Below are 12,484 nucleotides of genomic sequence, written 5' to 3' on the forward strand. Positions count from 1 at the left end.
GATAGCGGTGATGCAATTGCACCACCGCTTGCTCCAGCCTCGGATCGCTGCGCCCTGGGCTGCTCAGGGGACGCCGGGACCGGTCCTGCAAACCGGCATCGCCATGCTCACGGTACCGATCCAGCCATTTGTAGCCAGTTCTAGGACTGATGCCATATCGCCGACAGAGCTCCCGCACATTACTTTCGGGCTGCCCCGCCAACAGAACAAACTCTCGCCTTATCGACATAGTGCTGCGCTCCGGCCACGGCATCTCTCGATCTCCCGATTCGATGAACACCGGTAGCCTAAATGCGTTACCTATGTCTCCCGACACCCGTTACCTATGTCTCCCGGCTGAACACGTGGCGCACCCTACGGATCTGGTTGCCATCCATCTAGGGTGCGCTGTGCGCAACGGCCAGGGCGGTGGAGCATTGGTGCGCGCGGCGCCCCCGGACCTGGAGTCGCCATCCGCCCGTGCGCCTATGGACAGCGATCAGCTGCCGATCACTCCGCCATCGATGCGGGTCACCAGCACGGTGGTCGAGCGCGGGCGGCTGTGGCCGTCGCTGGCCGGGTAGCTGAGGGTCGGGTGCTGGATATTGGCCCACATCGCCTTGCCATCCGGGCTCCAGGCCAGGCCGGTGATCTCGCAGCCACGCGGGCCGACCATGAAGCGGCGCACCTCGCGGGTGGCGGGGTCGGCGCAGAGCATCATGTTGCAGCCCATGCCCTGCATCGGCGCCTCCTCGTCGTCGTAGTCGGTCTGGATCCACAGCCGCCCGGCGGCGTCGAAGGCCAGGCCGTCCGGCGAGGAGAAGACGTCGCCATCGATGGTGCCGGTGAGATTGGCCGGTACCGGCCCACCCTCGGCAGTCCGCGCGCCCCTGGCCTCGCCGGCGAGGAGGAACAGCTCCCAGGTGAAGGTGGTGGCGGTCGGGTCGCCGCCCTGCTCGTTGAAACGCAGGATCTGCCCGTGCAGGTTGTGCGGGCGCGGGTTGGCGGCGTCCGTGGGCTGCTTGTCGCCACGGCCGTCGTTGTTGGTCAGGGCGACGTAGACCTCGCGCGTTCTGGGGTGCACTGCCGCCCACTCCGGGCGATCCATGGGCGTGGCGCCAGCGCGGTCGGCGGCGGCGCGGGCGTTGAGCAGCACCTCGGCCTGGCTGGCGAAGCCGTGCTCGGCGCTCAGGCCGTTATGCCCGTGCACCAGGGCCAGCCACTGGCCGCTGCCGTCGGCATCGAAACGCGCGGCGTACAGCGTGCCTGCATCCAGCAGATCGCGGTTGGCGCGAGGATTGGCGGCGTCGAAGCGCCCGCTGGGGACGAACTTGTAGACGTACTCGCCGCGGGCGTCGTCGCCCGAATAGAAGGCCATGCGCCCGTCCTCGCCAAGGGCCAGGGCCGCGCATTCGCGGCTGAAGCGGCCGAAGGCGGTGCGCTTGATCGGCTGCGCGCCGGGATCGAAGGGGTCGATCTCCACCACCCAGCCGAAGCGGTGCGGTTCGTTGACGTGGCCGCCGTGGGGCTGGTCGGCATAGGGCGTAGCGTCGAAGCGCGGGTCGGCGGTTTCCCAGGCGTAGTTCTTGCTGGTGCCGGTGCTGGCCAGGCCATAGCGCTTGTGCGACACACGCTGCTGATAGTCGGCGGGATCGCGGTTGATGAAGTAGTTGTGCCAGTTCTCCTCGCAGGTAAGGAAGGTGCCCCAAGGCGTAACGCCGGTGGCGCAGTTGTTCAGGGTGCCGAGCACCGTCAGGCCTGCGGGGTCGCTGGCGGTCTTCATCATCTCCAGTCCGGCCAGCGGCCCGGCCAGACGCATCGGCGTGAGCATGCTGATGCGCCGGTTGTAGGGCGAATCCATCACCCTGTGCCACTGGCCGTCCGAACCTTTTCTCACCTCGATCACCGAAACGCCATGGGCGGCCTGCTCCTTGCGCACCTCGTCCAGAGGCCGCGGTCGCGACTGGTCGATCACCCCGGACGGATGCAACGGCGGGTTGACGTACTCGTGGTTCATCACCAGCAGACCGCGATCCTCTTCGCCCTCGAAGGGGAAGAAGTTCATGCCGTCGTGGTTGTCGCCGGCCTGCTTGAGCTGGGCCGGCCAGTCGTCGCTGGCGTCCGGGTGCCAGTCCGGCGCGCCGGGCTCCACCGCATCGCCCCAGGAGAAGAACGGCACGGCGCGGTAGCCCGGCGGCACCAGCACCTGGTCGAACTGGGGATCGAACTGCAGCGGCACGCTGGTGAAGTTCAGCAGCGGGCTGGCCGAGGCCTTGCTGCAGGCGGCCAGGCTGCCGCCGAACAGGCCCAGGGCGGCCAGGCCGAGGCCGCCCTTGAGCAGGTTGCGCCGGGTGGGGTCGATCAGCGTCGCCAGCGGTGGGTTGGCGCTGGGGTTGATCGACTGGTCGTCGTGAGCTTCGAGGCGTTGGTGAAAGTCCTGCGGATCGTGCTTCATCGGGTTCTCTGAACTGGCTGGTTTTCCCGGATTGCATCCGGGCTACGGAGGGATTGAGGAGCGGCGTCATTCGATGCGGTAGGTAAAGGTGTTCCTGACGCTCTCCACCGCCACGGCGCGGCCGTCGATCACCCGTGGCTGGTAGCGAAAGCTTTTCGCCGCGTTCAGCGAGGGGCGGACGAACAGCGGGTGGCAGTCGGGTTCGGCCTCGGGGTTTTCCACCCGGCCCTGCTCGTTGACCCGGTAGCGCACCGTGCACTGGCCTTCGAGGCCCTTGTCCAGGGCGCGCTGTGGGTAGGCCGGGGCCTGCTTGGCAATCGGCAGGAACTCGCGGCTGGCGGCTGCTGCTGCCTCGGCCTGGCGTGCGCGTTCGGCTGCCGCGGCCGCCTGCTGACGCTCGGCCTGTTCGCGGGCCTCGGCCTGGCGCTGCTGCTCGAGCTGTTCGCGGGCCTCGGTCTCGCGGCGCTGACGCTCCTGCTCACGCCGCTGCGCTTCGCGCTGGCGTTGCTGCTCCTGTTCCAGGCGCTGCTGCTCGGCGCGTTTGCGCGCCAGGGCGGCCTGTTCCAGACGCTGGCGTTCGATGGCCGGATCGGGCTGTACCGGCTGCGCCGGCGCTGGCGGTTCGGCAAGCGCCACGGGCGGCGGTGGCGGCGCCGGCGGGGCCAGGGTCAGCAGTTGCAGCTGCACCGTGCTGATCTGCGGTGCGGGAGGCTCGCCGACCTGCCAGTGAGCGAGCAGCAGTGCGCCCAGCCCCAGGTGCAGCGCGACGGTGGCCGCCAGCGCGCCACAACGACGGCGCCAATGCACCGGGGCCACGAGCGGGCGTCGCATGGCGTACTCGGCGGGCAGGGTCAGGCTGCTCATTGCGGCGCCTCGGTGACCAGCCCCAGACTCCGCACCCCGCCCTGCTGCAGGGCGGCGATGCCGGCCACCACGCTGGCGTAGTCGGCGGCCTGGTCGGCGCGGATGTACACCTGGGTGTCGCCCTGCTCGGCGACCAACTGAGCCACCCGCGCGCTCATCACCGCCAGGTCCACCGCCTGCTCGCTGGCCGCGCCCAGTTCGGTGTCCAGCTCGCTGCCGAGGTTCCAGTAGTAGCTGCCGTCGGCCTGCACCGAGAGGGTGAGGATGCGCTGCTGGTTATCGCTGGGCAGCGCCTCGGCGGCGACCTTGGGCAGCTCGATCTGCACCCCCTGGGTGAGCATGGGCGCGGTGACCATGAAGATCACCAGCAGCACCAGCATCACGTCGATGTAGGGCACCACGTTCATCTCGGCCTTGGGGCCATGCTTGCTCTGCGGCCTGCGCATGACGTTCCCCTCAGGCCGCTGCGGCGACGCGGCTGGCGCTGCTGTGCAGCCGGCGCTGCAGGCGTCCCTGCAGTTCATTGGCGAAGCTGTAGTAGCGCGCGCCGAGGCCTGCCACCCGCGCGGAGAAGCGGTTGTAGGCGATCACCGCGGGAATCGCGGCGAACAGGCCGATGGCGGTGGCGATCAGCGCCTCGGCGATACCCGGGGCGACGGTGGAGAGGGTCGCCTGCTGCACCTGCGACAGGCCGATGAAGGAGTTCATGATGCCCCAGACGGTGCCGAACAGGCCGACGTAGGGGCTCACCGAGCCGACCGTGGCGAGCAGCGGCAGGCCCTTTTCCAGGCGCTCCTCCTGTTCGGCGATGGCCACCAGCAGGCTGCGCTCGACCCCTTCGATCACCGCGTCGGCGGCGATGCCGGGCTCGCGCTGCAGCTGCAGATACTCGCCGTAACCGGCCTGAAACAGCTGCTGCACGCCGGCGTCCTGATCCGCGTCGACGGCGCATTCGCGCTGCAGCTGGGCCAGCTCGGCGCTGCCGCGAAAGCGCTGCAGAAAGACTTTCGCCTCGCACTCGCTGCGGCGCAGCACGGCGCTGCGCCGGACGATCAAATACCAGCTGACCAGCGACGCCAGCACCAGGCTGAGCATCACCGCCTGCACCAGGACGCTGGCCTCGCTGACCAGACCCCAGACGGTCATCTGTTCGAGTGAACTGTGCATCTTCGACTCCTTGTTTGCTGCGCCCGCCATGGGTGGCAGGCGCCCTTTCTATTGCGGTTACCGGCGAAATTGCCTCGCCGCCGTGGGAGGGGCTTTAGCCGCGAGCTTTGCGCCCCTCATGCGTCTATTCCAGGCCCAGGGCCTCGGCCACCGCGCTCCAGGGCAGGTACTTGTAGTTCTGCCGGCCTTCGGGCATGCGCTTGCGGCCGTCCTGCACCACCAGCATCCCCTGGCTCCAGGGGCCGCCAAGGTTGGCCGAGGTCACTTCCAGGCCGTCGGTTTCCGACACGCCGTCGATGCCACGCGCGGCGTCCAGGCCGATGCGGAAGGCGCCGCGCACGGTGTAGGGCGCCTGGCCGTCGAGCACCACGTAGCTGTCGTTGCCCTGGCTGGAGATCACCAGGTAGTCGCGCTGCTCGCCCTGGTAGAAGGCCAGGCCCTCGATATCGGCCCGTACCCTGTCGCCGGCGGCGATCACCTGCTGCAGCTCGGCCGGCGCCTCGGCGCGGGCATCCAGGGTCCACACCGCGACGTCCTCCTCGCCGACGAACAGGCGCTGGTTGCGGTCGTCGGCGACGCAGCCTTCCGGCTGGCTGGCGACCTTGAACTGGCGCGCCAGGGTGGCCTGCACGCGGCCGCTGCTGCCGTCGAGGCGGTACTGCACGAAGGTGCCGTCCTTGTCGTTGGCGATCGCATGGATGACCCCATCGGGCTGCTGGAACAGGCACAGGCCATAGATGTCGCTCAGCGCCGTCGGCGCCAGGCCGAGGTCGCTGAGTTCCCCACTGGCGCGGTCGATGGCGAAGAACTGCAGGGCGTTGCCGTCGCGGTGGCTGGCCACGGCCAGGTCGACGCGCTGCCCACCGAGGTCGAAGCCGGCGCGCAGATCGACGTTGTTCAGGCGACCGACGCGCAGGTCCTGCAGCTGCCTGCCCTGCAGGTCGTAGACCAGCAGGCCGCCCTGCTTGTCGGTGCCCAGCACGCGGCTGCGGCTCGGCTCATCCGGGTGCAGCCAGATCGCCGGGTCGTCGGCGGCATCGCCCAGGCTCGGCACCTCGTCGGTCTGTACCAGCGGCGTCAGCACCGACAACGGCTCGGCCAGCGCCGGCGCGTCCGGCGCCCAGTCGAGCTGGGCGCGGTACAGGCCGCTATCGCCAGCGATCAGCAGTTCCAGGCCACCCTCGAGCGGCCGCGCGCTGAGGCGCTCCGGCTCCTGAAGCCCGGGCAGCGACAGTGGCGCCTCGGCGCGCCAGCCCTTGCCCTGGCGGGCGTAGCGGTGCAGCACACCGGCCTCGGGATCGAGGGCGAGCACCCCGCCCGGCACCACCGCCATCCCGCCCATGGCCTCGGCGATATCACCGAACGGCTGGCGCAGGCCCACCGGATGGCGGATCAGGTCATCCTCGGCGCCGGCGGCGTAGGCCCACAGGCCGACGTTCTCCTCGTTGATGTAGAGCAGCTCGGCGTCATCATCCACGCGGCAATGCTCGCTGGCCGGCGGCAGGCTCAGGCGCCGCACCAGGCGCGGCTCGGCCAGCGGCTGCAGGGCCTGGGCCACCAGCCACTGCTCGCCGATGCCTTCTTCGCCGACCAGGAACAGGAACTGGTTGTCGGCCGCGTCACGCGACAGGCACAGGCCGTCGACCTTGAAGCTGGCACGCGGCAGGAACACCGGCTCGCCCCAGCGCCGGTCGGCGCCGCGCAGCGCTACCAGCATGGGCTGCTGGCGGTCGATGTCGACGCTGGCCAGCAGCAGGCCCTCGGCATCGCTGCGCTGATCCAGGGCGCCGAAACGCCCGGGCAGATGGGCCAGGCTGGCGCCCTGCTCGTCGAGCAGGTAGAGGCCCTGCTTCTCGCTGCTGAGCAGGTAGCGCGCGCCTGGCCAGAAGGCGGCCTGGTCCAGCAGGTGCAGGTCTTCCACGGCGATCCGCTCGGCCGGCTGCCAGGGCTGCGCCGTCAGCGCCGCCGGGGTCGCGGCGGCCGCCTGCACGGCCGAGGTCTGCGCCTCGCAGCCGCCAAGGGCGAGCAGGCCGGCAAGCAGGGCGACGGCCAGGGGAGCGGGAGAAAATACAGCGTTCATCAAAGGGGCGATCCTTGTTCGGGTCGCCCTGCGCTGCCCGGCGGGCGCGCAGGGCAGTGCATTAGAAGTGGGTGAAGGTCAGGCCGAGGCTGTAGGTCGGGCCGTATTCCTCGTACTGGGCGTTGTAGCGACGATTGCCGGTGTAGACGTAGTAGGACTCGTCGGTGAGGTTCTGCGCCTCGAACTTCAGCTGCAGGTTGTCGCTGAGGAAGTAGCCGGCGCTGAAGTCGACGAACAGCTGCGAATCGGCGTAGAGGTCGTGGGCCTTGTCGTCCACTGCCGCCACTTCGGCCAGGTACCTGGATTTGTAGTTGGCCGCCAGGCGCAGGCTGAGCTTGTCGTTCTCCCAGCCCAGGGTCAGGTTGCCGACCTGGTCGGACTGATTGGGCAGGTCGATGCTGCGCCTGCTGCCCTGGCCTTCGATGCGTGCGTCGGAGCGGCTGAAGGTGGCGTTGGCGCCCAGCAGCAGACCGTTCCAGGGTGCCGGCAGCCAGTCGAACTTCTGCGAATAGGCCAGCTCGATGCCGTACAGCTTGGCGCTGCTGCCGTTGGCGAAGGTGTTGGCCTCGCTGAAGTCGACCCAGGCGCCGCTGCCGGCCAGGTCCGTGGCATAGACGAAGTTGTCGATGTCCTTGTAGAAGGCGAAGGCCGAGACCACCCCGGCGCGGCCCAGGTAGCGCTCGATGCCGAGGTCGAAGTTGCTCGACTCCAGCGGTTTGAGGTCCGGGTTGCCGAAACTGGCCTCGTCGCCGTCGATGACGAAGCCCGGCGCCAGCTGGCCGAAGGTCGGGCGCACCACCGAGTGGGTCCAGGCGGCGCGGATCTGCGTGTGCTCGTCGAGCTGGTAGCGCGCATGCAGGCCCGGCAGCCAGTGGTCGTAGCGCTTGCAGCTGTCGATCGACTCATAGACATCGTCACGCAGGCCGGTGCCCTTGGCCTCGAACTCGGTGCCCTCGTAGCGCACCCCGGCGATGAAGCGCCAATCGTCGACGTCGACGCTGTTCATCAGGTAGGCGGCGTTGATGTCCTCGCTCATCTTGAAGTCGTTGATGCGCGACTCCTCCTCGTCATAGAAGTCGGACTTGTTCAGCCCGGCGAGCAGGCGCTCGATGGCCTTGGCGCTGATGCCCGGCCCGAAGCGGCCGAGACCGTAGTCGAGCTCACCCCTGACGAACTGACCGAGATTGAGCTGCTCGTCCGTCAGGCCGAAGTCGCCCAGGTCTTCGTAGACCCAGGCCTCCAAGTCGTTGTCCTTCTTGCGCCGGCTGAGCTTGCCACCGAACTTGGCCTGCGCCGCATAGCCGCTCATCTCGTAGTCGCGGGCCAGATCGAGCTTGATGTTCTTTTCGGTGTCGGTGGTCTTCTGTTTCTCCCACTCAACCTCGTCGAGGGTGAAGTTGGCCGGGTCGTAGAAGGCCGAGCCAACGCTCAGCTTAGGCTTGCGCGTGCCGCCGAAGCCGACACCGGCAAAGTCGTCGTTGCCCTCGAAAGTGGCGCCAGCGATGCCCTCCGGGGTCTTTTCGCTGGCCTTGCTGTAACCAAGCTGGCCACTGACCGTCCACAGGCCCAGGCTGCGCTCGCCGCCGAACACGTAAGACTGGATCTGCTGGGTTTCCTCGCGGCTTTTCAGTTCACGCCAGCCTTCGGCCTCGCCGGTCTCACCGGGCAACTGCGCGTCGGCGAACTCGACGCCGGCAGCGTTGCGCGTTTCCGTGTCCTTGTAGCGGCTGTAGAGCGTGCGCAGGTAGTAGCTGGACTCGTCGTCCGGCTTGTAGTCGAAGTTCAGCCCCAGGCCGGTGCGCTCGCGGCGGATGTCGTAGGCGCGCTGCTCCAGCTCCTCGAGCCGGGCGCCGTCGCTGAAGTCCCAGGCGCCACCGGTTTCCAGGTTGTCGGAGACGAAATCGCGCTGCTGCCAGCTCAGCGCCGCGGCCACGCCGAAGTTGTCGATGCCGTCGCCGAGGCTGAAGCGCTCGCTGATGGCGCCGGAGAATTTCGGGCTGGTCTGGTCGCTCTTGTCGTTGTAGCTGGCCTCGCTGCTGAGGCTGTAGAACAGGCCGTCGTGGTCGAAGGCCGACAGGCTCTCCACCTGTACGGTGCCGCCGAGGGAGTTGGCGTCCATGTCCGGGGTCAGGGTCTTGACCACCGACAGCGACTGCACCAGCTCGGCCGGCAGCACGTCGAGGGCCACCGCGCGGCGATCACTCTCCGGCGCCGGCACCAGGGTGCCGTTGATGGTCACGGCGTTGAGATCCGGGCCGATGCCGCGCACGCTGACGAAGCGCCCCTCGCCCTGGTCGCGCTCCACCGACAGGCCGGGAATGCGCTGCAGCGCCTCGGCGGCGTTGTCGTCCGGCAACTGGCCGATGCCGTCGGCGTGCACCACGCTGGTGACGCTGTCGGAGCGCCGCTGATCCTGCAGCGCCTTGTCGATGCTGGCAGCCTGGCCGACCACCTCGACGTGTTCGAGTAGCACCGGCTCCTCGGCCAGGGCGACGGCGCTGGCGGCGATGGCCAGTGCCAGAGTGCTGATACGAAAGCCCGCGTGGCGGGTCCTGCTGTGACCTAGGCGCATGGCCTGCTCTCCCCAAGAGTGAAATCCACCGGCACGGGGCCGGCTCGATGGAGGCGCAAGCTAGGTGCGGCGAATGACGCTTCTGTGACAGCACAGCGGCGAAGGCCACCAGATACGGACTTTTCGCCGCGTTTTCCCGGCGCTATGAGCCGAAAAGACCCGATGCGGCACGCTCTGGCAGCGGGGAGTGAAGGCTGCCGACCAGCGTGGTGGGTGCGCGCGGCGCGCCCAACGGTCGTGCGCAGCAAAAAATTCTGCAATTGCCCTGAGCCGAATCGACCTCCCCGCTGCAACCAAAGTGTCACGGGCATCTGTTCTGCTGCCGCCATCGAAGCCCGCGGAGTCCCGCCAATGCCGCCCCTGTTGAAACTGCATGCCTGGAAACTCGCCGGCCTGTTGCTGCTGGCCAACCTCGGCCTGCTCGCCCACCTGATCGCCGGCAGCATCAAGCCAACCAGTCTGTGGAACTGGACCGACATCCTCGGCGAGGGTGGCTCGGCGCTGCTGGTGCTGCTGTGGATCGGCCTGCTGCTGAAGAGCCGCCCGGCCGGCAGCGTGACCAACCTGCTGTTCTTCGGCCTGGCCTGCCTGTTCTTCTCGCTGTGGATGGACTCGGTGGACGAGTTCGTCCAGTTGCCGGCCGGCGTCGGCTGGGACAAGTGGCTGGAGTCCGGGCCGATGCCGGTGGGCTTCGTGCTGATGACCCTGGGCATCTATCACTGGCACCGCGAGCAGCTGGCCATCAGCGCGCAGATGGAAAAGCGCGAGCGGCTGTTTCGCGAACACCGTCTGTTCGACAAGCTCACCCCGCTGGGCACCGCCGACTACCTGCGCCTGCAGGTGCAGCAGGCCCTGCAGCAGAGCCGCGAAGAGGGCCAGCCGCTGGCCCTGGCGATTCTCGACCTGGACGGTTTCGGCCGTCTCAACCGCGAGCATGGCCACGCCGAGGGCGATCGGGTGCTGCAGAGCCTGACCCAGTTGCTGCTGCTCAACCTGCGCCGCCAGGATCTGCTCTGCCGCCTGGCCGGCGACCGCTTCGTCGCGCTGCTGCCAGCCACCGGCGCGCAGCAGGCGCAGCAGATCGCCGGCGAATTGCAGGAGGCGGTGCGTCACCTGGCCTACCGTAGCAGCCGCAACGGCGAGCGCCTGCGGCTGTCAGCCTGCGTGGCCAGCGTGCTGGCCCAGGACGAGGATGGTGAAAGCCTGCTCAGACGCCTCAACCTGGCCCTGGCGCACGCCAAGCAAGCCCCCGCCGTCAAGCGCGCCTGAGGAATCCGCCATGGCCATCAAGGGCAGTTGGTACGAACGCGACAGCCGCTTCATCGCCGCCCACCATCAGCCGGCGCTGTTGCTCGACCTGGCGCTGGCGCGCGATCTGGACAGCCACCGCCTGCTGCGCGGTAGCGGCCTGTTCCATGAAGACATCCTCGGCGGCCAGGCCTGCATCAGCCCGCAGCAGTTTCTACAGATGATCGACAACGCCAGGCGTCTGCTCGATGCCGACGACAGCAGCTTCCTGTTCGGCCAGCGCCTGCTGCCAGGGCACTACGGCGCGGCCAGCCAGGCCCTGCAACAGGCCGGCAACCTGCAGCAGGCGCTGGAGCTGCTGGTGCGCCTGCGCGCGCTGCTCAGCCCGCTGCTGGCTCCGCGCCTGCTGCTCGACGAGCAGCGCGCCTACGTGGTGTGGCTGGACGCCTGCGGTTGCGGCGAGCAGCGGCGCTTTCTGCTCGAGGCGAGCATGACCGCGCTGGCCTCCTGCAGCCGCTGGCTGGCCGGCGAGCGCCTGCCCTGGCATTTCGAATTCGCCCATGCGCAGCCGCGCTACATCGAACAGTACTGGGCGCACCTGGGCGAGGACGTGGCGTTCGCGCGCCAGGTGGACGTGATGAGCCTGCCGCGTGAATACCTGACGCGGCCCTGGCCGGGGGCCTCGCTCACCGCCGGGCGGGTGGCCGAACAGCAGAGCCTGGCGCAATTGCAGGCGCTGGGCTTCTCCGCCAGCCTGCTGGATCGCCTGTATGCCCACCTGCGCAGTCATATCCGCCAGACCCCGAACCTGGACAGCGTGGCGCAGGCCTTCGGCATGAGCCCGGCCACCCTCAAGCGCAAGCTGGGCAAGCACGACAGCCATTTCCAGGAACAGCTCGATCTGGTGCGCAAGCACATCGCGCTGTACCTGTACCGGGTCAAGGGTTACAGCAACGAGGAAGTGGCGGCCTATCTGCAGTTCAACGACAGCACCAACTTCCGCCGCTCGTTCAAGCGCTGGACCGGCCTGTCGCCCAGCGCGCTGCGTCAGCTGCTGGGTTGAGCGAGCGGTTGGCTGAGTCGGTGGGGTAATGCGAAATCGGGCGACCGCCCAAAAAAGAAAACCCCGCGATTGCGGGGCCTTGCAGACTGTTGTCCTGACATCCTTGATCTGCACACCGTCCTGGTGGCTGTCCAGCGGGTCCCTGTTTCTCTAGGCGCTTCCTGCGCTGAATCCATGCACGGCAGAGTACGCCGCTGCCGGTACCTGCGACAGTGGCGATAGACAGCAGCCTTTGTAAGCCATGGCTTACACGGGCTGTGCCCGACGTTTTTTTGTGACGGACGTCTTGCTAGACTGCGCCTTGTCCTACAAAAACAACAGACCCCGTCAACGGCGGTCATTGGGGCCGATCATGCGCACTGCCATCCTGCTTCTCGGTTGCCTGGCAACCTGTATCAGCCTTCCCGCGGTCGCCAGCGGGCAGAATCAGCTGGGCGACCCCAAGCAGGCCATCGAACAGGCCTTCTGGAAAGACCTCTACGGCGCAGGCGGAACTTCGCTGTACTGCGGCCAGACGTTCACCACGCCCGGCAGTACCTTCACCGCCAGCCCCATCTACAGCAGCAAGCAGCTCAAGAGCGCGCTGCGCTGCGTCACCGACCGCCAGTGCACCATCATGAATCCGCGCTACCCCTTTATCGCGGCGGACCTGCACAACCACTACCCGGCCCTGACCCGCGTCGAACTGGCACGCCGCAACGCCCAGTTCGCCGAGCTGGCCGACGACGTGCCGAGCAAGTTCGCCGATATCGGCTGCGACATGAAAGCCAGCTTCCAACTGGTGGAACCGCGCGACGAAGCCAAGGGCAATATCGCCCGGGCGATCTTCTACATGCACGTGGAATACGGCCTGCCCATCGTCGGCCTGGTGCCCATGTACAAGGCCTGGCACCGCATGGACCCGCCGGATGCCGAAGAGAGGGCGCGCAACGACAAGATCGAGGTGCTGCAGGGCACGCGCAACCGCTTTATCGACGATCCCTCATTGGTCGATCAGCTGATCGCCGATTGAAGTCTCGCTGCGTTCGATATCGCGACGCCGCTCCGTAGGGTGTC

General features: G+C 68.0%; 10 protein-coding genes. 3 read left to right on the forward strand and 7 right to left on the reverse strand.

Annotated features, from left to right (window positions below; all coding sequences use genetic code 11):
* The 7 genes from BLS61_RS23820 to BLS61_RS06875 all read right to left on the reverse strand — a co-directional run.
* Positions 1-253, reverse strand: a 253-nt coding sequence (locus BLS61_RS23820; protein ID WP_244157924.1) for a helix-turn-helix domain-containing protein, incomplete at its 3' end; no start/stop codon positions are given.
* Between the two features lie 225 nt (positions 254-478).
* Entirely contained in the window at positions 479-2,434 is a 1,956-nt protein-coding gene (locus tag BLS61_RS06850) for a PhoX family protein (RefSeq protein ID WP_090429189.1), read from the reverse strand.
* Between the two features lie 66 nt (positions 2,435-2,500).
* Entirely contained in the window at positions 2,501-3,298 is a 798-nt protein-coding gene (locus tag BLS61_RS06855; RefSeq protein WP_090429191.1) for an energy transducer TonB, read from the reverse strand.
* The gene (gene tolR, locus BLS61_RS06860) at positions 3,295-3,744 is read right to left on the reverse strand and encodes a protein TolR (protein WP_090429194.1); all 450 of its coding nucleotides are present in this window, start codon (positions 3,742-3,744) and stop codon (positions 3,295-3,297) included. The genes BLS61_RS06855 and tolR overlap by 4 nt, the downstream gene beginning before the upstream one ends.
* Positions 3,745-3,754: 10 nt before the next feature.
* Positions 3,755-4,465, reverse strand: coding sequence for a protein TolQ (tolQ, locus tag BLS61_RS06865; RefSeq protein WP_090429197.1), 711 nt, complete (start codon positions 4,463-4,465; stop codon positions 3,755-3,757).
* Positions 4,466-4,589: 124 nt separating this feature from the next.
* The gene (locus BLS61_RS06870) at positions 4,590-6,545 is read right to left on the reverse strand and encodes a phytase (protein WP_090429200.1); all 1,956 of its coding nucleotides are present in this window, start codon (positions 6,543-6,545) and stop codon (positions 4,590-4,592) included.
* Positions 6,546-6,606: 61 nt separating this feature from the next.
* The gene (locus tag BLS61_RS06875; protein WP_090429203.1) at positions 6,607-9,117 is read right to left on the reverse strand and encodes a TonB-dependent receptor; all 2,511 of its coding nucleotides are present in this window, start codon (positions 9,115-9,117) and stop codon (positions 6,607-6,609) included.
* A 351-nt stretch (positions 9,118-9,468) separates the two neighbouring features.
* Here BLS61_RS06875 and BLS61_RS06880 point away from each other — a divergent pair, with 351 nt between their 5' ends.
* The 3 genes from BLS61_RS06880 to BLS61_RS06890 all read left to right on the forward strand — a co-directional run bounded on the left by BLS61_RS06880 (position 9,469) and on the right by BLS61_RS06890 (position 12,440).
* Positions 9,469-10,386 carry a GGDEF domain-containing protein gene (locus BLS61_RS06880; protein WP_090429205.1) on the forward strand — a complete coding sequence of 306 codons (918 nt, stop codon included), beginning with the start codon at positions 9,469-9,471 and terminating at the stop codon, positions 10,384-10,386.
* A 10-nt stretch (positions 10,387-10,396) separates the two neighbouring features.
* Positions 10,397-11,428 (forward strand): AraC family transcriptional regulator, encoded by a 1,032-nt coding sequence (locus tag BLS61_RS06885; RefSeq protein WP_090429208.1) that lies wholly within the window; start codon positions 10,397-10,399, stop codon positions 11,426-11,428.
* Positions 11,429-11,780: 352 nt separating this feature from the next.
* Positions 11,781-12,440 (forward strand): endonuclease, encoded by a 660-nt coding sequence (locus tag BLS61_RS06890; RefSeq protein ID WP_090429211.1) that lies wholly within the window; start codon positions 11,781-11,783, stop codon positions 12,438-12,440.
* Positions 12,441-12,484 lie beyond the last annotated feature (44 nt).

Source organism: Ectopseudomonas guguanensis, from assembly GCF_900104265.1.
Lineage (GTDB): Bacteria > Pseudomonadota > Gammaproteobacteria > Pseudomonadales > Pseudomonadaceae > Aquipseudomonas > Aquipseudomonas guguanensis.